At 71.3% G+C, this 22163-nt stretch carries 19 protein-coding genes and 1 pseudogene; 9 read left to right on the top strand and 11 right to left on the bottom strand.

The genetic code is table 11. The features are described 5' to 3' along the window. Positions 1–123: 123 nt before the first annotated feature. The 3 genes and pseudogenes from ASC60_RS31755 to ASC60_RS31760 form a co-directional block, all read right to left on the bottom strand. Positions 124–864, bottom strand: a pseudogene (locus tag ASC60_RS31755) (SGNH/GDSL hydrolase family protein); the annotation flags it as partial. A gap of 93 nt (positions 865–957) precedes the next feature. After that, a complete protein-coding gene (locus ASC60_RS41865) occupies positions 958–1221 on the bottom strand; it encodes a hypothetical protein (protein ID WP_159043352.1) in 264 nt (87 codons plus the stop codon). Positions 1222–1233: 12 nt separating this feature from the next. Next, positions 1234–2829, bottom strand: coding sequence for an arabinofuranosidase catalytic domain-containing protein (locus ASC60_RS31760; protein ID WP_370592991.1), 1596 nt, complete (start codon positions 2827–2829; stop codon positions 1234–1236). A 640-nt stretch (positions 2830–3469) separates the two neighbouring features. Here ASC60_RS31760 and ASC60_RS31765 point away from each other — a divergent pair. From ASC60_RS31765 to ASC60_RS31775, 3 genes are all read left to right on the top strand, one after another. Further along, positions 3470–4519, top strand: coding sequence for a LacI family DNA-binding transcriptional regulator (locus ASC60_RS31765; protein ID WP_055557046.1), 1050 nt, complete (start codon positions 3470–3472; stop codon positions 4517–4519). A 353-nt stretch (positions 4520–4872) separates the two neighbouring features. After that, positions 4873–5838, top strand: a complete 966-nt coding sequence (locus ASC60_RS31770; RefSeq protein ID WP_055557047.1) for a glycoside hydrolase family 6 protein — start codon at positions 4873–4875, stop codon at positions 5836–5838. Positions 5839–5908: 70 nt separating this feature from the next. Then, on the top strand, positions 5909–6277 hold the full coding sequence (locus ASC60_RS31775; protein ID WP_055557048.1) for a DUF779 domain-containing protein: 369 nt from the start codon (positions 5909–5911) through the stop codon (positions 6275–6277). Positions 6278–6332: 55 nt separating this feature from the next. Here the strand turns inward: ASC60_RS31775 and ASC60_RS31780 are convergent, their stop codons facing one another. From ASC60_RS31780 to ASC60_RS31790, 3 genes are all read right to left on the bottom strand, one after another. Further along, complete coding sequence (locus tag ASC60_RS31780) at positions 6333–8522, bottom strand: bifunctional diguanylate cyclase/phosphodiesterase (protein WP_055557049.1); 2190 nt, start codon at positions 8520–8522, stop codon at positions 6333–6335. A 376-nt stretch (positions 8523–8898) separates the two neighbouring features. Beyond that, positions 8899–9612: an Hsp20 family protein gene (locus ASC60_RS31785; RefSeq protein WP_370592992.1), complete on the bottom strand. Its 714-nt coding sequence runs from the start codon at positions 9610–9612 to the stop codon at positions 8899–8901. Between the two features lie 41 nt (positions 9613–9653). Next, positions 9654–9917, bottom strand: a complete 264-nt coding sequence (locus tag ASC60_RS31790) for a UBP-type zinc finger domain-containing protein (protein WP_055557054.1) — start codon at positions 9915–9917, stop codon at positions 9654–9656. Between the two features lie 234 nt (positions 9918–10151). Between ASC60_RS31790 and ASC60_RS31795 the strand changes: the two genes are divergently transcribed. Further along, the gene (locus ASC60_RS31795; protein WP_055557056.1) at positions 10152–11915 is read left to right on the top strand and encodes a helix-turn-helix domain-containing protein; all 1764 of its coding nucleotides are present in this window, start codon (positions 10152–10154) and stop codon (positions 11913–11915) included. Between the two features lie 57 nt (positions 11916–11972). Then, complete coding sequence (locus ASC60_RS31800) at positions 11973–12620, top strand: hypothetical protein (protein ID WP_055557085.1); 648 nt, start codon at positions 11973–11975, stop codon at positions 12618–12620. 8 nt (positions 12621–12628) lie between these two features. Here ASC60_RS31800 and ASC60_RS31805 read toward each other — a convergent pair whose 3' ends face one another. Beyond that, positions 12629–13444, bottom strand: a complete 816-nt coding sequence (locus ASC60_RS31805; protein WP_079038749.1) for a CPBP family intramembrane glutamic endopeptidase — start codon at positions 13442–13444, stop codon at positions 12629–12631. A gap of 150 nt (positions 13445–13594) precedes the next feature. Then, the gene (locus tag ASC60_RS31810) at positions 13595–14170 is read right to left on the bottom strand and encodes an ABATE domain-containing protein (RefSeq protein WP_055557058.1); all 576 of its coding nucleotides are present in this window, start codon (positions 14168–14170) and stop codon (positions 13595–13597) included. Between the two features lie 82 nt (positions 14171–14252). Between ASC60_RS31810 and ASC60_RS31815 the strand changes: the two genes are divergently transcribed. Further along, on the top strand, positions 14253–15425 hold the full coding sequence (locus tag ASC60_RS31815) for an epoxide hydrolase family protein (protein WP_055557060.1): 1173 nt from the start codon (positions 14253–14255) through the stop codon (positions 15423–15425). 63 nt (positions 15426–15488) lie between these two features. On the opposite strand, the gene ASC60_RS31820 is transcribed toward ASC60_RS31815, so the two are convergent. Beyond that, positions 15489–15944, bottom strand: coding sequence for an ALF repeat-containing protein (locus tag ASC60_RS31820; RefSeq protein WP_055557062.1), 456 nt, complete (start codon positions 15942–15944; stop codon positions 15489–15491). Between the two features lie 321 nt (positions 15945–16265). Continuing rightward, positions 16266–16871 carry a dihydrofolate reductase family protein gene (locus ASC60_RS31825; protein WP_055557064.1) on the bottom strand — a complete coding sequence of 202 codons (606 nt, stop codon included), beginning with the start codon at positions 16869–16871 and terminating at the stop codon, positions 16266–16268. Positions 16872–17162: 291 nt separating this feature from the next. On the opposite strand from ASC60_RS31825, the gene ASC60_RS40045 reads away from it, so the two are divergent. Beyond that, positions 17163–17519 carry a tyrosine-type recombinase/integrase gene (locus ASC60_RS40045; protein ID WP_234357218.1) on the top strand — a complete coding sequence of 119 codons (357 nt, stop codon included), beginning with the start codon at positions 17163–17165 and terminating at the stop codon, positions 17517–17519. On the opposite strand, the gene ASC60_RS31830 is transcribed toward ASC60_RS40045, so the two are convergent. Beyond that, positions 17467–18864 (bottom strand): peptidase C39 family protein, encoded by a 1398-nt coding sequence (locus tag ASC60_RS31830; protein WP_055557066.1) that lies wholly within the window; start codon positions 18862–18864, stop codon positions 17467–17469. The two genes, ASC60_RS40045 and ASC60_RS31830, sit on opposite strands and share 53 nt — an antisense overlap. Before the next feature lie 164 nt (positions 18865–19028). On the opposite strand from ASC60_RS31830, the gene ASC60_RS31835 reads away from it, so the two are divergent. After that, the gene (locus ASC60_RS31835; RefSeq protein WP_055557068.1) at positions 19029–19661 is read left to right on the top strand and encodes a uridine kinase; all 633 of its coding nucleotides are present in this window, start codon (positions 19029–19031) and stop codon (positions 19659–19661) included. Between the two features lie 407 nt (positions 19662–20068). Further along, complete coding sequence (locus tag ASC60_RS31840) at positions 20069–21964, top strand: AAA family ATPase (protein WP_055557070.1); 1896 nt, start codon at positions 20069–20071, stop codon at positions 21962–21964. Positions 21965–22163: the final 199 nt, after the last annotated feature.

Here is a 22163-nt window from a genome sequence, read left to right on the forward strand (position 1 = left end):
CGCCTCCGCCGGGTGTGGTGCCGGTGCGGCGGGTGACGTTCACCCGCTCCGGTTCACGGGGCCCTGGAGACCGGAAGCGCGGTCCGCCGCCGATGAATGCCGCGCCTGGCCGCGCACGGAACGGGGCGGTTTGATCCAGCCCGCCGCGTCCGCGGCCTGGACCCCCGCGTTGAAGGCGTCCGCCATCTTGCGGTAGCCGTTGTCGTTGGGGTGCAGGGCGTCGGCCAGGTCCGCGGCGGTCAGAGCGCTCATGTCCACCAGGCGTACGTGCTTGCCGGCGGCCTGCTCGGCCTGGACGATCCCGGGGAGCTTGGCGTTGAACCCGGGCCGGTGGGCCTCCTCGGTACCGCTGGTGGAGACGATCAGGGTGCCGACGAGGACGGTCGCGTCGGGCGCGTCCCTCGTGATCTGGTCGATGAGGGCGCGGAGCCGGTCGGGGGCGGTCGGGACCTGATAGTTGCCGTTGAGATCGTTGGTGCCGATTTCCAGGGTGACGACATTCGGCTTGTAGCGGGCCAGCACGGAGTCCGCGATGCCTGCTATCTGGTCGATCCGCCAGCCGGAGTGGCCTTCGTTGTCCGGGTCGGACATGGACCCGCTGCGTCCGGAGCCGACGAAGTCCACGGCGTGCCCCTCGGCCGCCAGACGGTTCCACAGAAAGCTCCGGTAACCATTCCCGGACGGGCTGCCGACGCCCCAGGTGATCGAGTTGCCCAACGGCATCAGCCGCAAGCCGGCGGGCGCGGCGGCCCGCGCGGCAGGGGGCGGCGCCCCGGTGCCGGTGGCGGCCGTCGCGGGTAATGCGGCGCCCATGCCGAGCGCGGCCGTCAGCGCCGCGGCGAAGGGGATCCGGTACGTCTTCATCAGCGTTCCTCACGGGTGCGGGATGGTGGATGTGGTGAACGAGCCGCCGGCCCGTGCGGGCCGGCCGGGAGCGAGGGCCCGGGAGCGGGCCGGTCAGCGGGGGGTGAAGTCCTGGTTGCTGCCGGGGGTGTTCTTGCGGGGCCATGGCGCGACCTGCCGGCCGAGGCCGCTGCCGCCGCCGTAGACGTCGAGGCGCAGACTGTCGCCGCCGATCACCAACTGGTGGCGGGTCGGGGCGAAGGGGGATCGGGCGATTCCGCCGGACGGTCGGAAGATCCGGGAGGTGCCGCCGGGCGCCGGGCACGCGGATGCCCGTATCCGATGGCGAGTGGCCCGTGCCGGTGGTGAGCCGGCCACGGGCCGGTCACATCAGTCGAGATTCCACTGCTGGTTGGCCCCACCGTTGCACGGCCAGAGTTCCGCCGGGGCGCCATTGGCGGTGGAAGCGCCGGTGACGTCGAGGCAGAGTCCGGACTGGGTGCCGATGACGGTGCCGTCGGAGTTCAGCTGCCACTGCTGGTTGGCGCCACCGTTGCACGGCCAGGTGACCACCTTGGTGCCGGCGGACGTCTGGTTGTTGTACGCGTCCAAACACATCTGGCTGCCGCCGCTGTAGACGGTCAGCTGGCCGGAGGGCGTGCGGGCCCAGGTCTGGTTGGCGCCGCCGCCGCAGTCCCAGATCTGTAGCTGGGTCCCGGCCGTGGTGGACGAGTTGGGCACGTCCAGGCACTTGCCCGCGCCCACCGCGTGCAGCGCGCCCGTGCCCGTCCCGCCGGAGGAGTTGCTGTATCCGGCAGCGGTGATGTTGGCCTGGACCGCGTTCTCGGTGGCGTCCGACGGATAGCCTGAGGTCATCACCCCCTCGTAGAAGGTGCCTTGGGCGCCCTTGCTGTTGTCCCCGCCGGTGCCCAGGATGATGGCACCCTGCTTCCGCATCGGGTTGTAGCCCGGGACGTTTGGACGCGGCCCGTCGTAGAAGGTGGACAGGGCGCCGGACTGGGCGTTGCCGCCACGGATCGCCCAGTGGTTCGGGCCGCCCTTGATGATGGCGGTCGTGTACCGGTGGTTGATGGTCGGGTCGCCCGCGTTGTAGCGCTGGTTGACCCCGGAGAACAGGCCGTTCTCCAGATCGGCCATGATCCAGGGGCCGTTGCCCGAACCGTAGCCCCAGACCTTGATGTTGCCGAAGTAGATGGCCTCCATGGTGCCGTTGCCGTCGTCGTTGCTGTCCGTCTCGGCGTTGCCGTAGTCGAAGCAGCATCCGCCGTTGTAGTGCGTGCCGTCGAAGATCGCGTACATGCCCTCGGGGTTGTCCCCGGTGGCGATGCCGTTGGTGTGGTTGTCGCGGTAACCCGTGCCGGGCGCCACGAACACGCCGTAGGCCTTGTGACCGCCCACCGTGGTGGGCGCGGCGGTCGCGTTCGCGAGGTTGTCGGGGCCGCCCGCGGCACCGCCGCCGGGCGCCTGGGTGAGGTTGTTGCCGCGGCCGGACTGGTCATAGATGATCGTGATGAGACAGGTCGTCCCCGAACAGAACGAGTCCTGGGCGGCGGCGTCGGCGTATCCGCCCACGTCCAGGACGCCGATGTTCCGGGTGCTGTTGTCCGAGGCACGCCGGACCTGGTAGAGCGGCCCGTTGTACGAGGCGTACAGCGCTCGCGTCGTGCTGTGCGCCGCCACGCAGGGGGTACCGCCTGCCGCGTAGATGTCGCACGGCCCGGACGTGTCCGCGCGAGCCGTACCCGTCGTGGCCGTGACCCCGGCCAGCGCGCCGGCGACGAGCACGGCCGCGGCTCCCGCCCGGGCGAACACTGTCGCCCCTGAGCCGGGCGAGCGCGTCGGCAGAGGGATGTGTGCCCGGCCCGGCACGTGGTCCGGCCCGCCACCGCGCCCTGCCGCCGCGAACAACCGTCGCACGCCCCCGCGCACGGACAGCGAGTGGCGCCTTGTACGCATGGTTCTCATCTGATCTCCCTACCGTGCCGGCGCGACCCGATCGGGTCGTCTGTGGTGGCGCTGACCATCCGGAAGCGCTTGAAGGTGCCGTTTCCGCAGCGAGATTGCAGAGAGGGTTCGGGGGGAGACGGTGCTCCGGGGTTCATGGACTGTCAAGAGTGCGGAGTCAGCTGTTGCGAACCTTGTCGCGGAATCGATTCGACGGCCGATTCGGGCAGTTCGGGACCGATCGGGGCGCTCGATCAGTCCCGGGGGGCGGCAGGCGATGGGCGGCCGATCTTCCCATCGGGCGGGCCGCGGTGGGCCGCGCGGGCCTGCCCGACGGCGGGCCATCGGGCGCCGGGTGACTACCGATCATGCGGGTGAGCGGGGACGCAGCCGCCAAACCCATGCGGTCACAGGCCGGTTCGGAGAGGCACCAGCCGATGCGGCGAGGCTTCCGGCCGCTCGTCGGCACCGCCGTCGCTTCACGTCACGGGACCGACCCCGCACTCCGCCGGGCGCAGCATCCGTCGAAGCGCTTGCGTGGAATCGATTCGCTCACGGCGAAGCGGCGCCGAGCGCCCCCGCGCGCCATTCCCTGTCACGCCGGCGAACCGGTCCGCGCGAGTATCCTTGCGACCCGCGAGTAAGTCCTTGGGGGAGTCGCATGAACATCGGGGAGATCGCCCGGCGGGCCGGGGTGTCGCGCAGCACGGTGTCGTACGCGCTCAGCGGCAAACGCCCGGTCGCCCCCAGCACTCGCAGACGCATCCAAGACGTGATCACCGAATTGGGATATCGCCCCAACGCGGCCGCGAGGGCGCTCAAGGAGGGCCGGACCCGGACCATCGGTCTCGTCATCCCCCCGGCCGGCAACAGGCTCACACACATGCAGCTGGACTTCGTCGCCAGCGTGGTCGACGCCGCCGCCCGGGCCGACCTGGACGTACTGCTGTCCCCTTCCGGCGGGGATCACGACCGTTCCTTCGAGCGCTTGGTCTCGGAGAGCCGCGTGGACGGCGTCATCCTGATGGAGATCCGCCTGGAGGACCCCCGCGTGGGGCGGCTGCGGGAGGCCGGACTGCCCTTCGTCGGCATCGGGCACACGACCCGCGACCACCGGATGTCCTGGATCGACGTCGATTACGCCGGCCTGGTCCAGCACTGCGTGCGGCACCTCGCCGATCTCGGACACCGCCGGGTGGCTCTGGTCACGCGTTCCCCGGAACTCATCTCGGCCGGTTACGGCCCCGCGCACAGGGCCAGGGAGGGTTTCGAGGCGGCCGTGGCGGAACGCGGCCTCGACGGCGTCGAAGTGCCGTGCGGGGACGACGCCCGCTCCGGTCAGGAACGCGTCGAGGCGCTCCTGCGCAGCCATCCGGACGTCACCGCCATCACCACCATCAACGAGGCCGCCCTGCCCGGCGTCCAGCGCGCGCTGACGGACGCCGGCCTCACCGTGCCGTACGACTTCTCCATCACCGGAGTGGCGGCCAGGACGTGGGCCGAGGACTTCCGCCCACCGCTCACCGCAGCGGACGTACCGGCCATGGAGATGGGCGAGAACGCCGTTTCCCTGCTGGTGGAACGCATCGCCGCACCGCAGACGCCGCCTCGGCACATCCTGTTGGCCCCGCCGATCTCGTTGCGCTCCAGCACAGCCGCCGTACCCACCGGCGGGCCGCCACGGCCCAACCACGCGGCGGTCAGGCGCTGAAGCGGCCGACCAGGCGGGTGGGCCGCTCAGGTCGTCGGAGCCGACCACGTCGACGTCGGCGGGGACCGGTCGGCCGGCCTCACGCGAGGGGCGCGCACGGCACGTCCCGGCAACGGCTCTTGACAGCTCCGGCAGGGCGCAACACGATACCGGCCATACCCCGAAGGTTCTGAACGCCATGCGGAGAGCTTCCGATGGGAGCGCTCCCAAAGCCGGCCTCCGGCCCTTCGGGTATGCGTCCCCGCCGGACCCCGCCGGCCCGAGGGGCGTCGTACCGCCGCACTTCCTCAGCGCGTCGCACGTTCGGCACCAGAGCGTGTGGCGCATCCCTGCCAGGAAACCGAGGTACAGTCATGCGCCGCAGACTCCGCGCCCTCGTGGCAGCGTTCCTCGCTCTGCCGCTGGCGCTCGCCGTCGCACCGTCCGCCCACGCCGCCGACCCGACCACCATGACCAACGGGTTCTACGTGGATCCCGACTCCAGCGCGAAGCGGTGGGTCGCCGCCAACCCCGGCGACGGCCGGGCGTCCGCGATCAACACCTCGCTGGCCAACACCCCGGCGGCCCGCTGGTTCGGCTCTTGGAGCGGCTCCATCGGGACCGCCACGGGTGCGTACGCGGGCGCGGCGGACAGTCAGGACAGGCTGCCCCTCCTCGTCGCGTACAACATCTACAACCGCGACTACTGCGGCGGACACTCCGCCGGCGGAGCCGCCTCGCCGTCCGCCTACGCGACCTGGATCGCCCAGTTCGCCGGCGGCATCGCCAACCGCCCGGCCATCGTCCTCCTGGAGCCGGACTCCCTCGGGGACTACGGCTGCATGACCCAGGCTCAGATCGATGAACGCGAAGGCATGATCACCGGCGCCCTCACGCAGTTCAACCGTCAGGCGCCCAACACCTGGGTCTATATGGACGCCGGCAACCCGGGCTGGGCGAACGCGGCGACCATGGCCCAGCGCCTCCACGAAGCCGGCCTCCGGCAGGCCCACGGCTTCTCGCTCAACATCTCCAACTACTACACCACCGCCGAGAACATCGCCTACGGCAACGCCGTCAACGACCAGCTCAACTCCCGCTACGGCTATACCAAACCGTTCGTCGTGGACACCAGCCGCAATGGCAACGGCTCCAACGGCCAGTGGTGCAACCCCACGGGCCGCCGCATCGGCACTCCCACCCAGAAGGGCGGAGGCGCCGAGATGCTTCTGTGGATCAAGACTCCGGGCGAGTCCGACGGCAACTGCGGCGCCGGAGCCGGCTCCTCCGCCGGACAGTTCCTCCCCGAGGTCGCCTACAAGATGATCTACGGCTACTGATCCCCGGTGCTCCCCCGCACCGCGGAACCCCTGAAGACCCGGCCCCGCGCCGCGGTCTAGGCTGCCTGTCATGACGGAGACCTCACGCATCGCCCTGACGGAGTCCGCGGCCGAGCTGATCCGTCGGCTGCGGGCGGAACACGGGCCGTTGATGTTCCATCAGTCCGGCGGGTGCTGCGACGGCAGCGCGCCCATGTGCTACCCGCTGGGCGAGTTCCGTACGGGCGCGTCCGATGTGCTGCTCGGCGAGCTGCACGTGGACGGAGTCCAGGAACCGGTGGGCTTCTGGATGTCCGCGTCGCAGTTCGAGCGGTGGCGGCATACGCATCTGACGGTGGACGTCGTGCCGGGGCGCGGCAGCGGTTTCTCCCTGGAGGCGCCGGAGGGCGTCCGCTTCCTGATCCGCTCCCGGCTGCTGGACGCGCCGGAGCCCCAGTAGGGCGCGCGGGCGGGCCGGGCACCCGGCCCGCCCGCACCTCCCGTACGGGCGGCGCTCAGCTGGCGTCGGCCAGCGCCAGGGTGTGCAGCCGCTCCGGGGGGCCGGGGCGGGCGTAGTACCAGCCCTGGGCGGTGTCGCAGCCCAGCATCCGCAGGTGCTCGGCCTGCACGGCCGTCTCGACGCCCTCCACCGTGACCGCCAGGTCGAGCGTGTGGGCCAGCGAGACGATGCCCTCCACGATCTTGACGTCGACGGGGTCGGCGGGGGCGCGCTGCATGCCGCGGGTGAAGGAGCGGTCCAGCTTGAGGGTGCTGACCGGGAGGCGGCGCAGATACGAGAGGTTGGAGTAGCCGGTGCCGAAGTCGTCCAGGGCGATGTCCACGCCCAGGTCGGCGAGTTGCCGCAGCGGCCGCAGGGCGTCCTCGTCGGCGCCGATGAGGTCGTTCTCGGTGACCTCCAGGCACAGGGCGCTCGGGCTCAGCCCGGCGTTCTCCAGGACCGCCACGGTGTCGGACACCAGCGTGGGGTGACCGAGCTGGCAGGGCGAGAGGTTGACGTTGACCCGCAGCCGCTCGGCGTCGCACTCGGCGTCGTCCTGCCAGGCGCGGGCCTGCCGGGCGGCCTGCTCCAGCACCCAGCGGCCGAGCGGCACGATGAGCCCGGTGTCCTCGGCGAGCGGGATGAACTGGTCGGGCCCGAGCACCCCGTGCACCGGGTGGAGCCAGCGCACCAGCGCCTCGGCGCCGCGTACGGTGCCGTCGGCGAGCCGTACCAGCGGCTGGTACTCGATGAAGAACTCACCGTTCTCCAGGGCCGACGGCAGCCCGTTGCTGAGGCTGTGGCGGGCGATCACCCGGGCGCTTTCGTCGGCGTCGGCGAGTTCGTAGCGGTTGCCGCCCGCGGCCTTGGCCCGGTACATGGTGATGTCGGCGCTGCGCAGCACCTCGGCCCGGCAGATCTCCCCGGCCCGCCCGTCGACGACGCCGATGCTGGCCCGTACCCGCAGCTCCCCTCCCTCGACCTGGACGGGGTCGGCGAGCGCGGCGAGCATCCGGCGGGCCATCGCGGTGCCGTCCGCCTGCGCGGCGGGCCCGGTGACCAGGGCCAGGAACTCGTCCCCGCCGACCCGGGCGACCAGCTCGTGCGGGGAGGTCACGCACCCCTGGAGCCGTTCGGCGACGGCCCGCAGCATCCGGTCCCCCGCCACGTGCCCGAGGCTGTCGTTGACGGCCTTGAAGCCGTCGAGGTCCAGGTAGCAGACGCCGAAGCGCTGGGCGTCGGCCGCGGCGGCGAGCACCTGGTCGAGGCGTTCCAGGAACAGGGTGCGGTTGGGCAGCCCGGTCAGCTCGTCATGGGTGGCCTCGTAGCGCAGCCGTTCCCGCAGCAGCCGGTGCTCGGTGATGTCCTCGGCGAGCGCCAGCTGGTACTGGGGCGCGCCACTGGAGTCGCGGAGCAGGGTGACGGTGAGATTGGTCCACAGCACGCTGCCGTCGTCGCGGTAGTGCGGCTTCTCGATGCGGAAGTGGTCGCGTTCGCCCGTGACCAGCTCGCGGTACAGCTCGTGGACGCCCGGCGCGTCGTCGGGGTGGACGAACTCGGTGACGTTGCGGCCGGGCCGGAAGAAGGAGACGCCGCCGAACATCCTGGCCATCGCGTCGTTGACGACGAGGACTTCACCGTCGAGCCCGGCGATCCCCACGCCGATCGCCGCGCCCTCGAACACGGCCCGGAACTTGGCCTCGCTCGCGTGCAGCGCCTTCTCGGCCTCGATGCGGGCGGTCAGCGCGGCGTGGGAGATGGCCTTCCGCTCGTCGCGCTCGCGCTCGCGCAGCTCCCGCACGAAACCGGCGGCGAGCGCGTGTTGCAGCCGGGCGCAGCGGGCCCGTACGTCCTCGTCGCCGGTCGTCCGGTCCGGCGAGGAGTAGAGCACCAGATAGGCGTCGATGACGCCCAGGATCGCGGGCAGCGCCTCGGGTTCGGCGCACTGGGCGTCCACCAGCGCGGCACCCACCTCGTAGGCGTCGGCCGTGTCGAAGGGGGCGGTGTGCAGGGCCTCGCTCAGCCGGCGGGCCAGCGGCAGCAGATAGTCCTCGAACTCGTCAAGGGTCATGGCGGTGGCCGCCATCGGGTGGACGGCCCGGCTCCAGATGGCCGCGAACCGCCGCAGCCTGTCGTTGTCCGCCTCGGCGTCCTCGACGTCCTCGACGCCGTCCCGACGTCTCGGCCCGCCCGGCGCCGAGGTCATATCGCACGCCTCGCCGGAGGGACGCCACCTGGGGCCGGTCCGGTTTCGCCGGTGGCGTCGATGTCCGCGCCTGTGGCGTAGATGCCCGCCGGCCGCCAGGTGGCTTTCAAGTCCCGCACTTCCTTCGCCCTCTTCCGGCTTTCGGGGCCGCCCTCGGGGTCGTCCGCGTCCTCGGGGCAGTGGAGCACGACGAAGAGCGGCAGGGCAACCCGCTTCTGAGGCGAGATTACTGATCAACCGTTGGCTGAGGAAAGGAAAAATGGACATTGGCCATCCGGATGTACGCGCGGAGAGGGGAGAAGCCGGGAGAAGCCGGGCATCGGAACGGCGGCGCCCGGGTGGGGCGCCGCCGTGGGGAGGGTGGGTTCGGTGGGGTTCAGCGGTTGCGGCCGCGGAACCCCCAGCCGGAGGTGCGGGTCCCACCGGTCTCCTGGGACTCCTGGGTCCCCTGGGGCTCTCGGGCCTCCTGGGACTCCTGAATCCCAGGGGTCTCTCGCGCCCCTTGCGGCCCTTGAGGCTCCTGGGTCTCCTGGAACCCCCGGGATTCCTGGGCTCCCTGGGTCTCGGTGCCCCTGGCGGTGGCCTCGCCGGTTATGCGCGTCCCCGCGCTCTCGGTCTCCCCTTTCTCGGTGATCTCCACATGACGGGGTTTCATGGCCTCCGCCTTCGGGACGGTGATGGTGAGCACACCATCGGCCATCCCGGCCCGGACGGCCTCGGTGTTGACCTCGGCGGGCAGCAGCATCCGGTACTCGAAGCGCCCGGTGCGGCGGGTGCTACGGCGCAGCACGCCCTCGCGCTCGCGTTCCCCGATCTCGCCGGAGACGGTCAGCTCCTGGCCGCTCACCTCCACGTCCACGTCCTCGCGCCGGACGCCGGGGAGGTCCACCTCGACGCGGTAGGCGTCGTCGGCCTCGCTGACATCGGCGGCGGGCGCCCAGGCGGTGAGGCCGGGCGGGGCGGCGCCGACGGTGGATTCGAGGAGTCCGCCCATCTGGCTGAGCAGTTCGTCGAATTCCGCCAGGGGGTTGCGGCTCCAGCCCCGGGGTCGCTCGAGGGGGCCTGCGCCCCGGTGTCGTCGGACGGGCATGCTCATCGTCCTTCACCTCCGTGGTGATGGTTCTCGGCAGGTCAGACCAGGGCCTCGTGGACGTAGCACCACCGCCATTCCTCGCCCGCCTCCAGGGGCTCGACGACGGGATGGCTCGCCGCGGCGGCATGGGCACGGGCGTGCTTGAGCGGGGAGGAGTCGCAGCAGCCGACGTGTCCGCAGGTCAGGCAGAGCCGCAGATGCACCCAGGGCGATCCCAGGCGCAGGCACTCCTCGCACCCCTGCGGGGTGTTCGGGGTGACCGGGCGCACCATGGACAGATGGGGATCGGACTCGATGGCCATGGCGTCGCCCTCCTCGCCGTAGCGGATGCCCGCGTCGCCGCCAGTGGCCGGACCATTGACCGGACCACGTGCGGGACGTAAGGCCCACGCCGTCAGGGTGACAAGGCGGGACGAGGGTGTGCCTGCGTCCCCGAGGTCGAAAATACGAGCCTCAATTTGCCCTCTTGTGGTGATTCGCCGGTATATGGGTATTTCGGTAGGGAGGGACGCGCCGAGGACGCCCGGAGTGACCGCATGGCCCGATCAGGTGTCGCCGATGAGCTGGTGCTGCGCTGTCTGACGATGTTCGACAGCCGGGACGAGACGGAGATTGTGCGCCGGGCGATGGCCCAGGTCAGCACGGTCGCGGGCCGCGCCGAGGCGGGCTATCTGCTGCGCGGCGACGGCTTGGTGCGCTGTACGGACGACGGCCACGGCTCCCGGGCGACCCCGGCCCTGGACGCGCGGGTCAGGGAGCTGGCGGGCCGGGACGGACCGGTGCGCCTCCCCCGGCGGGCCTGGGGGTGGGCGTTCGCCCTGCGCGAGCCGGACGGACTGCGCGAGCCGGAGAGGCGGCGCGAGCCGGACGGGCCGCCTGAGCCGGACGGCCTCCCTGGACCGGACGGGCCCGGACCGGAGCGGCCCGGACCGGACGGGCTCCGGGGCGCGCTGGTGGTCAGCTCCCGGGACCGGCCGGGCGAGGACGAGCGGTTCCTGCTCTCCCTCCTGGTGCGTCAGACCTCCGCGGCGCTGTCCGTCGCCGCCGCTCACCGCCGGGAGCGGGCCCAGGCCGCCGAGCTGCGCCGGGCCCGGGGCGAGCGGGACGCGATGCGGCGGCGGCTGGACCGCGCCCTCTCCGACCTGGGACATCTGCGCGAGGTGCACGACGCCCTCGCCCGGGCCGCCGCCCGTGGCGACGGCGAGGCGGGGATCGCCCGGGCGCTGCACCGCGTCACCGGCCTGCCCGCCGCGGTCGAGGACCGGTTCGGCAACCTGCGGGCCTGGGCGGGCCCCGGGCGCCCCGATCCGTATCCCACGCCCGATCCGGCGCAGCGCGAGGAGCTGCTGCGCGACGCCGCGCGCCGGTGCGGCCCGGCCCGGCTGCGGGACCGGCTGGTCGCGGTCGCCGCGCCGCGGGGCGAGCTGCTGGGCGCGCTGTGCCTGGTGGATCCCGAGGCCCGGGCCGACGAGCGGGCCGTATGCGCCCTGGACCACGCCGCGGCCGCGCTCGCCCTGGAGCTGACGCACCGGCGCCGGCTGGCCGAGCTGGAGCTGCGGCTGCGCCGCGAGCTGGTGGACGATCTGCTCACGGGCGCGGACGACACCAGCGCCTACGCCCGCGCCGAGGCGGTCGGCCACGATCTGCACGGTCCGCACCATGTGGTCGCGGCACGCCGGGCGGACGGGCCGGCGGACGACGGGTTCCTGCGGGCCGTCGTCCGGGCGGCCTCGGGGCTGGGGCTGCGGGTGCTGCCGACCCGCCGCTCCGATACGGCGGTGCTGGTGGCGCGGGGCCGGCCGGCCGAGCGCACGCTGCACACGGCGCTCAGCCGGGAGCTGGGCTCACCGGCCGGGGCGATCGGGGTCGGTGGCCACTGCGACACCCCGCATGAGGTGCCCCGTTCGTACCAGGAGGCGCTGCGCGCGCTGGAAGTCCGGCAGGGCTCGCACAGCGCGTACGGCATCACCTTCTTCGACGATCTGGGGCTGTACCGCATTCTGCGCACCGGAAAGGATCAGCGGGAGGTCGAGCGGTTCGTACGGGAGTGGCTGGGCCCGCTGCTCGACTACGACGCGAAGCACCACACGACCCTGGTGGAGACCCTGACCGTGTACTTCGACCGCGGCGGCAAGTACAGCGAGACGGCCGCCGCCCTGGTCGTCCACCGCTCCACGCTGCGCTACCGGCTGCAGCGGATCCGGGAGATCAGCGGCCGCGATCTGACGGACGTGGACAGCAGGCTCAACCTCCAGGTGGCCACCCGCGTCTGGAAGATCATGCGGAGCGGGCCCGAGTGAACCGCTGCTCGGCGGGCACTCGCACGGACCGTCCTCAGCGAGGAGGTGGGCTCCGAGATGAACCAGAAGCACACGAGCGACAAGAACACCAGCGTGGTGCGCAGCCTGCTGGACCGGCAGGGCACGACGTACGCGGCCGAGGCCGGTATCACCCTGCGGAACACCCCCGGCTCCCTCTACCAGCTGCTGGTGCTGGCCCATCTGCTGTCCGCCCGGATCAAGGCGGACATCGCGGTGGCCTCCGCCCGCGCCCTCTTCGACGCCGGGATGCGCGATCCGCGGAAGATGGCCGACGCCACCTGGCAGCAGCGGGTCGACGCGCTGGGCGAGGGCGGCTACCGCCGTTACGACGAGCGGACCGCGACCCAGCTCGGCGAGGCGGCCGAGCTGGTGCTGCGCGAGTACGACGGGGATCTGCGGCGGATGCGCGAGGCCGGGGACCCGAAGAAGCTGTTGCGGGAGATCACCGGCATCGGGCCGTCCGGCGTCGACATCTTCCTGCGGGAGGCGCAGGGTGTCTGGCCGGAGTTCGCGCCGTACTTCGACCGCAAGGCGCAGGAGGGCGCCGAGCGCGTCGGCCTGCCGAAGAGCGCCGCGTCCCTGGAGAAGCTGGTGTCCGCCAAGGACCTCCCCCGGCTCGCCGCGGCCCTGGTCCGGGTGGCGCTCCACGCCGACGCCGCCCAGGAGGTGCGCGCCGCCGCGTGACCCGCCGGTCAGTAGCCGACGGTGAAGCGGCGGTTGAGGCGCCTGCCGGGTCGCCGACCACTGGTCCGGACCGAGCTGCCGCCGGCTGGGGACCGGCGGTGACCGGGCGTGCCGTAGCGCCGCAGCAGCCACACCCCGAACGCGGCGTAGAAGACGTACACGATCGCGTCCCACCAGTCCGGGGCCGAGCCCGGCGAGCGGATCTGGAAGAAGTCGTCCAGCGCGTGGACGACGACCAGGGGCCAGATCGAGCCGATCGCGTAACGCAGCCCGGCGCAGGCGAAGCCGAAGAGCCCGGCGGACAGCATCTGCCACAGCGTGTCGTCCAACGCGGCGCCGAAGAACAGGTAGTTCTGGACGTGGCCCACGCCGAACAGGACGCCGACGGCGACGGCCGCCCGCATCACCCCGAGCGGACCGAGCACCTGCTGCACCAGACCCCGGCTGTACGCCTCCTCGTTGACGGCCACCCACAGCAATGACACCAGCGAGCCGACGATCACGCGCGCGCCGCCCTCGAGGCCCGCGACGGCGTAGGAACACGCGACCGCGAGCATGGGCACGGCCAGCCACCAGCGCCGCACCCGGCCGTGCGTGGCGGCCCCCGACGCCCGCAGCCACCCCCACCGCCACAGCACGCACCAGACGCCCGCGAAACAGACCGCGTTGACCACGACAGCGCCGAGGTCGGGAAACCAGGACGGAGCCAGCGGAGGCAGAATCACCTTGGCGAACAACACCAGCACCACGTGCCACGCGAGCGTCAACGCGACGGCGCCCCACAGCGGATGGCGCGTGGCATGGCCTTTCCACCGGCTCTCCACGGTCCGAGGATAGCGGCGGTCCGCTTGTCTGCGGCCGCCTACGACCGCTGGGGTCTCAGGAAAACCGCGCGCCCGTGTCCGCGGTACGGGTCGGCGTAACGACACGTGGACGGTCCCCCGGCGTCCGGGGCGCACCCGACACGATAACGATCACTCCGCCGACCTGGGGTTTTTGCGCTGGTTGGCATGGAAGCGCGCCTTCTTCTGGCGATTCCCGCACGTGTTCATGTCACACCATTTGCGCGTGCGGCTTTGACTGGTGTCGAAGAAGGCGGCTCGGCAGGTCGGCGATGCACACAGGGCCAATTTGCCGTCCCGCTCCCCCGCGATGATGCTGATCGCGTCGGCGGCGATCACGCCGAGGGCATCGTCCACACCGGAGTCCGAGCCGAGCCGCCATCGCCGCTTGCCCTCGGGCGTCAGGACCGCCGCGGCCCGGCCCTGGGCGCTGCGGTCATTGATGACCTGGACAGCGGAGGCGGGGAGAGCGTCCTGGACCGCAGCCGCTGTCGCGGCGGCGTGAATCGACTCCCTCAGCTCCCGGGCGAGGTCGAGCTGGGCAGTGGTGCAGGAGTCCACGGCGAGGCCGTTCACCGCCAGCCAGTCGACGAGCCGGTGCGGGGCGGGAATGCGCTCCACAGCGTTGCCATGACGCTCCGACAGAGTCCCCGTGAAGCTGGTCGCCAGCACGCTGCCGAGACGGAAGTCAGGAAACCCAGCACGCATGGAACCACCTTAGCAGGTTGCAGTGTGGCCCGGAGAGCTGCTAGAACCGCCTTAGCCGGTTCCACGATGGCCAGGAGGTCTCATGCCCCGCCCAACCAGCGACGTGCAAGCATGTGAAGCCCACGCGACTGACGCCGACCTCGACGATCTGCGCGCACGACTGGCCGCGGCGCGGCTGCCGGAGGCCGAGACGGTCTATCGCCCCGCGCCCGACCCTCGTCGATGGGATCAGGGCGTTCCCCTCGCCGACCTCGTCGATGTCGTGGCCTACTGGCGCACCGGGTACGACTGGCGGTCGTTCGAAGAGCGCCTTAACCGCCTCGGCCAGTTCCGCACGACCATTGATGGTCTGGGAATCCACTTCCTGCACCGCCGATCCGCGCGCGCGGATGCCACTCCCCTGATCCTGACGCACGGCTGGCCGGGCAGCATTGCCGAGTTCGTCGATGTCATGGACGAACTGGCGGATCCGAAGGACGCGGACGCGCCGGCGTTCCACGTCGTGGCCCCGTCGCTGCCTGGATTTGGCTACAGCGACAAGCCGGCCACCACCGGGTGGGGAACCGAAAAGATCGCGGCCGCCTGGGTGGAACTGATGGGAAGGCTCGGCTACCACACGTTCGTGGCCCACGGCGGCGACTGGGGCGGCAATATCACCACGGTTCTCGGCGGCAGGTTCCCGGCGCACGTTCTCGGCATCCACACAACGTTCGCGGAGGCACCGCCCGGGTTGACAACGGACGGGCTGACGGCGGCCGAGCGCACATGGACCGAGGACACCCGCGATTTCTGGCGCCACCGCGCGGCGTACGCGAAACAGCAGGCGACCCGGCCGCAGACCATCGGCTACTCGCTCGTCGACTCGCCGGTCGGGCTTCTCGCCTGGATCCTGGACAAGTTCGCCGAGTGGACGGACACCGAAGACAGCCCGTTCGAGACGATTTCCATGGACAGGGTTCTCGACAACGTCACCCTGTATTGGCTGACGCGGACCGGCGCATCGTCGGCCCGCATCTACTACGAAAGCCACAACTCCCTGGCCCCCGAACTCCGGGTCGACGTCCCGTCGGCGATCAGCATGTATCCCCGCGACATCGAGAAGTGTCCGCGCCCCTGGGCACAGGAGCGCTACCGGCACATCGTCCGATGGCGGTCACCCGAACGCGGGGGACACTTCCCGTCGCTGGAGGTCCCCGGGTATTTCGTCGAAGATCTGCGAGAGGGCCTCGCCGCGGTGCTGGCCGCGCGCCGGTGAAGAGATCACGCAGGGCCGAGGGCGGCATGGAGTCGTCGACCGGATCCCGGTTCCCCGCTTTGCCTAACCGGCCACCTCGTACTGCCCCACCTCACGGAAGTAGCGCAGGGTTTCCGGGGAGCCGTCGTCGAGGGCAGCATTGGCTGCGGCACGCAGGGCGTCACTGATGTCCGGAGCCGCGAGCATGCGAGCTATGTACACGGCGTCGTCCTCGGCTTGGGCCAGCCGGTAGCCGGTCTCCAGCCAGGCGCGCATCTCCTCCGGGGAGTTGTCGTCGAGGAGCTTGTTGGCCTCCTGGATGACTCGCTTGTCCTTGTTCTGCGTCGCTACGTGGAGGATGCGGGCGATGGCGACCCGGTCGTCCTCCGACATCTCGTCCACCGGCGTGTCGGACGAGGTCGCCGCAGCGGTGGCGACGACCGGGGCCCCCGAACCGTTGGCGAACGCCGGGGCGGTGAAGAGGAGGGCAGGGGCCAGGGCGGTGGCCACGACGAGCAGAACGGCTCGCGTCGGTCTCATGAAGGTATGCCTCCGTGATCGGACTTCAGGTATGCAGATGATCACCTATACGCCTCAACATCGCACCAGGAATCGTCGAGTCCGGAAAAGAGCGCTGCGGGTGAGGCGCTCCCCCACCCCAGGCAAGGCGCCGATGGCGGTGGAGACGGGGGCGGGGCCGGTCACAGAACCCACTGATGTGTCGCGCTCGTGGCCCCGCCCAACCACGGACGCGACCGCACTCCCGCCTCACGCGGTGTTGAAGCGGGAGTGCGATCTCCAGGCACCAACAGGCGCTGCACCTGCAGAATGTGGTCTGCCCGGTGGTCCAAACGAAGCCGCCTAATAGCTGTCGTAGCTGGGCTTACCGTTTGGCCGGTAGACGGCGACGATGGTGCCGCCCTTCGTCGTCGAGACGCTGACCGGCTCCAGCGCGGTGGGGATCGCTCCGTCGGCGAACAGCCGCTTGCCGGTGCCGATGATCACCGGATGGATGGTCAGCCGGTACTTGTCGACGAGGCCGTGCCGCATGAGGGTCTGGGCGAGGTCGCCACTGCCCACGACGTTGATATTGCCGCCGTCGGACGCTCTCAGCTTGCGTACGGCATCGACGATGTCGCCCTCCAGCAGCGTGGAGTTCTGCCACTCGACGGATGTTAGGGTCCGAGACGCCACGTACTTGTGCATGCCGTTCATCCGATGGGTGAACGGGTTGTCGGGATCGGCGGTCGGCCAGTACGACGCGAAGATCTCGTACGTCTTGCGGCCGAGCAGCATCGCGTCGGAGGACTCGTACCAACCAGCGATGGCCGCGCCGACCTCGTCGTCGTCCACCGGCTTCTGCCAGCCGCCGTACTCGAAGCCGCCCTGAGCGTCCTCGTCCGGACCGCCCGGCGCCTGCATGACACCGTCCAGCGTCAGGAACGTGCAAACGATGATCTCGCGCATGGTGCGCTCCCTTCGTCGACAGGTAGACCGCACAACCACCGGAAACTCATCGGCGGAACTTCCGCGGCGCAGCACCAGGGCCGTCGTCCGGATCAGGCCGGCTGTTAGTGCGGTACCTCTTCGACCCGAGGAGGCTGGTCCGCAGATGCGCACCAGAGACCCCGCACCGCCGGGGCACCGCGCGCACCCCCCACATGTGCGATGACGCTGCCAGCCAGCACGATCGCCTGCCCACGTATTGGACCAATTCAGCCCCTCGCACCGTCCAGCACCAGTGGCACCAGACAGCACATGTGGCACCGCCGGAAAATCGAGCTACAACATCACTCCCGGCGGGAAAGTTCATGGGACCGTGCGATCAAGCAGCTCGGACTTCCCGCGTACACGCCGCACGATCTTCGGCATAAGTGGGCGACCGTGACCTTGACGAACGGGGTGTCCATCCACGAGGTGTCCCGATGGCTCGGACACCGGTCGATCAAGGTCACAGTCGACCGTTACGGTCACCTCACCAAAGACGGGCGGGAACGCTGCCGTCAGGTGGTGGAGTCGACCTTCGGCGGCTATCTGCCGCCGGAGCGGGATGCGGGTCCGGTCACAGGACTCCCAGCTCCCGCAGAACGCGGTGCTGAGTTGGTGCCGGCTTAGCCGGGAAGTACAGATAGCACACGCCACCCGAACCGCCCTTGACCTGGCCGTTTGCGTCGTACCGCTTGGTGCGCAGCCAGATGTTCTCCCACTGCCTGCGCTTGTAGACCCGGCGGACGGACGGGTTGTCCGGTGAAGCCGGGTCGTTCGCGATGACGTCGCCGGTGGGAGTGAAGCCGATGACGGTCATGAGGTGGCCTGCGGTGCCGTAACCCGCCCCGTCCAGTTCGTCCTTGAGGAAGGACTGCGAGGTGATCACGGGGATGCCCGCGGCGATCAGCTTCTCGACATCGTTGAGGGAACCGAGCCGGGTGACCACGCCCTGCATGTCGCGGTAGGTGGCGGCGTAGGCGGCGTTGAAGGGCCAGTTGCCGCAGCCGTCGTACTGGTAGTCGAAGGTGGATCGGGCCGCGTGGCAGATCTGCGGGTCGGCGTAGTCGGGGTTGACCCAGGCCAGGTCCTCGGGCGTGGGCTTGCGGCCCCAGAACTCGATGATCATCTGCGAGGAGGTGGGGCTGCACCAGGCCTCGCCGCCGTTGTCGTACTCCGGGTACTGGCCCTTGTGGATCTCCTGCGAGTAGCGCGGTACGGAGAGTTCGCGGCCCCCCGGCAGGCCGGGCTCGGAGGCTGGCACCTCGAAGCGGTCGGGGACGTCCGAGCCCATCGCGCCGACCCGCCACACGGTGGGGGTGCGGGTGGTGCCGGGCTTGCGGTAGAGGGTCAGGCGCAGCTGGTACGCCGTCAGCCGGAGCCCGCTCGCCGGGTCGTCGATGGCGAGGGTGTCGGTCCACACCGCGCTCTTGTCGTCGCTCTGGTCGTCCACCGAGGTGCGCCGGATGGAGTCCGGGCCGTCGCCGGAGGTCCAGCGGCCCATCACGTACCAGGGGGTGGCCGTGCCGTCGGAGTAGGTGCCCTTCAGCTCGGCCTGGATCCAGGTGCCCGCCGGGGTGCGGGCGTTCCAGGAGACGATGGCCTCGGTCGCGGGGACGGAGAGTTCGCGCACCGGTGAGGTCCAGGTGGCGTACTCCCAGGCGGCCTTGGTGCCGGTGTGCGGGTCGGTGTAGTCGACGGTGCCGGCCGGGCGGGAGATCACGATGCCGGGGCGGGCGCCGGCCTCGGCGCGGACACCCTTGGCGGAGCCGGTCAGCCAGTCGGTGTGGCTGGTCCAGCCGTGGTACTCGGCGGTCGCCTTCTTCGCGGCCGAACCGGCCGCACCGACGGCACCGACGGCACCGACGGCACCGGCCGAACCCGCCGAAGCCACCGTCTGTACGGCGGCCGCGCCCGCGACGCCGAGGGCGGCGGCGAGCACGGAGCGGCGGGGCGTGAATCCGGAAGTGGTCATACGGGGCTCCCCCAGTCGTCGTCCAGCGGCGGCGGATGCGCGACAGTCGCACAACTATGGCCGCTGCGAGTGGTGTCAGGCCAGTGCTTCCCGTCCCGCCCGCATACCAATATTGGTGTGGACCAATGGAGTGAATACCGCCGGGTAGCCGTAGAGTGCCCTTCATGGAGACCGCCGACCGCCCCGCCGAGACGCTTCGCGCGTTCGCCCGGTGGCTGCGCGCCCTGCCCCCGTCCTGCGGGCCGGTCCGGCTCGTCGCCGTCGACGGACACGCCGGCTCCGGGAAGACCACGTTCGCCGGGCGGCTGGCCGAGGCTCTGGGCGGCGCGCCCGTCGTCCATACGGACGATCTCGCCACGCACGAGGAGCCGTTCGGGTGGGCCGGGCGGCTGCAGGAGCGCATCCTGGCCCCGCTGAGCCGTGGCGAAGCCGCCCGGTACGCCCCGTACGACTGGGTCGAGCGCCGCTTCGCGGCCACCCGGCGGCGGCTGGACCCGGCCCCCGTCGTCCTTCTCGAAGGCGTCGGCGCCGGGCGCCGCGCCGTGCGGCCGCGACTGGCCCATCTGGCGTGGATGGAGCTGCCCGACCGGGACGCCTGGCGGCGCGGGAGGCTGCGCGACGGCCCCGGACTGTCCACATTCTGGGACGGCTGGCAACCTGCCGAGCGCGCGCATTTCGCCGCCGACCCCTCCCGCCCGCATGCGGAAACCCTGATAGCGCAGCGAAATGAGGGGTACGGGTTACTCACGGGACCCGCGGCGACCACCCGATTCACCCATGGGCGTCACTCAGCGTGAGCGGCCGGAGCGGACGGCGCGGACCCTGGTCCCGGCCCGCCGGGCACGCCCCAACTCGGCTTGACCTGGGGCCCATACAGGTCTTACGTTCTCAATGTGCGACTCGTACGAGTCGCCCCAGTACGCGAAGCCCCCGGTTGTTCCCCCGTGATCGGGGGCTTCGTCCTGTCCCCACCCGGTTCGACACCGTTTTCCGGCTGCGGTACGGCGCGGTATCGTCACCCTCGGTCACTCACCCCTCCGGACCGTGTGCGCCCCTTACACGCCCCCGCGCACGCCCGCCGAGCCTTGTGCGATTGCGACGAACAACAGTGCGGCGCCCTCGGCCGGTGCGGCCTGCGCAGGTACGATGCGAAAGGGCAGCCGCCCCGGCGGCATCCACGGGGGCAGGGGTTGTGGGGGACGTGATGGATTTCGGCACGCAGGGTTCGCAGACCCCGGCCGATCTCGCCTGGCTGCGTGCCGTGGACGCCTACACGATGGGCGCCTACGCACAGGCCGAGGAGGAGTTCCGGGCGGCGGTGCGGCACGATCCGGGCATGGCCGACGCGTGGCTGGGCCTGCACGCGCTGCGCGCCGACACGGCGACCGCGCTGTTACGGATGTACCGGCACCGCGATCGCTTCGGCGAACAGCGCACCCGCCACCGCCGCACCCTCAACTCCTGGTATTGGCTGGGCTGGTGGGTCCAGCCCGTGCTGGAGACCAGCCGGGACCTGCTGCTGGCGCACGCCTCGCACTGGCTCGACGGCCGCCACGTCCCCGAGCTGGACCGGGCGCTGGCCGGCTGCCCGCCCGTGGAGGCCGATCCGCAGGCCCGTTTCCTGCACGCCTGCCGCGCGTATCTGGTCAAGGACTGGGAGCAGCTGGTCCGCCACACCGAACCGCTGCTGGACGACGCGTTCCTCGGCATCGAGGCCGGGCTCTTCGGCGGCATGGCCCGGGTCCGGCTGGAGATGTACGGCCAGGCGGAACCGCTGCTGGCCGCCGCCCTGATGCGTTGCCGCAGCGAACAGCCCCAGCGCAAGGAGCTGCGCTACTGGCTGGCCCGCGCCCATGAGGGCACCGGGCGCAGCGCCGCGGCCCTCCCCCTCTACCGCGCGGTGCACCGTATCGACCCCACGTTCATGGACACCTCGGCGCGGCTGGCCGCCATAGCGGAGTCCGACGGCCTGGACGAGACCGCCGACCTCGCGACCGTGCCGCTGTCCGGGGTCAGCAGCCAGGACGCCACCGACGGCAGCGTCGGGGACCCCGCCGACACCCTGTCGGCCGCCGCCGACCCGGCCGACGGCCGGGATCTGCGCACCGGCGGGGACGGCGCCGAGGGCCCGCCGCTCATGACCGGTCCCGTGACCGGCGCCGGCACCACCCGCGACCGGGGCGGTGTGCCCGCCCAGCCCGGGCCCTCCGACCCCGCCCTGCTGGAGAGCGCGCTGCAGGAGCTGGAGCGCATGGTCGGCCTGGAGCCGGTCAAGCGGCAGGTGCGGGCGCTGTCGGCGCAGCTCCACATGGCCCGGCTGCGCGCCGGGCAGGGCCTGCCGGTCCAGCCGCCGAAGCGGCACTTCGTCTTCTCCGGCCCCTCCGGCACCGGCAAGACCACCGTCGCCCGCATCCTCGGCCGGGTCTTCTACGCGCTCGGGCTGCTCGGCGGCGACCATCTGGTCGAGGCCGGGCGGGCCGATCTGGTCGGCGAATACCTCGGGCAGACCGCGGTCAAGGCCAACGAGCTGATCGACTCGGCGCTCGGCGGGGTCCTCTTCGTCGACGAGGCCTACAGCCTGTCCAACTCCGGCTACAGCAAGGGCGACGCGTACGGCGACGAGGCGCTCCAGGTGCTCCTCAAGCGCGCGGAGGACAACCGCGACCGGCTGGTGGTCATACTCGCGGGCTATCCCGAGGGCATGGACCGCCTCCTGGCCGCCAACCCCGGCCTCGGCTCCCGCTTCACGACGCGCGTCGACTTCCCCAGCTACCGTCCGCTCGAACTCACCCGTATCGGTGAGGTGCTGGCCGCGGAGAACGGCGATGTGTGGGACGAGGAGTCCCTGGAGGAGCTGCGCAGTATCAGCGGGCACGTCGTCGACCAGGGGTGGATCGACGAGCTGGGGAACGGGCGCTTCCTGCGCACCCTGTACGAGAAGAGCTGCGCGTACCGGGATCTGCGGCTGTCGGGGTGGACGGGCATCCCGACCCGGGACGACCTGGCGACGCTGCGGCTGCCGGATCTGATGCAGGCGTACGGAGAGGTCCTGTCGGGTCGCGGTCCGATGTACCGCGACCCGGAGGACCCCCCGCTGTAGTCCCTCAGGCCCAGTCCGGCGGATCTTCGTGGATCAGCCTGCGGCGTCTGGTGCAGGGGGCACCTCCCAGCGGTAGCCGGGGGAGCATCGCAAGGCGGAGGATCGCCCTCGTACCGGGTCGTACGCGGGCGATCCCGACAACGCGGCGAGGTGCCGCGCCAGGCGTCGCGGGCCCGCGAAGATCCGCCGGACAGGGCCT

The sequence above is a fragment of the Streptomyces sp. NBRC 110028 genome (assembly GCF_001417735.1).
In the GTDB taxonomy this organism is placed as follows: domain Bacteria; phylum Actinomycetota; class Actinomycetes; order Streptomycetales; family Streptomycetaceae; genus Streptomyces.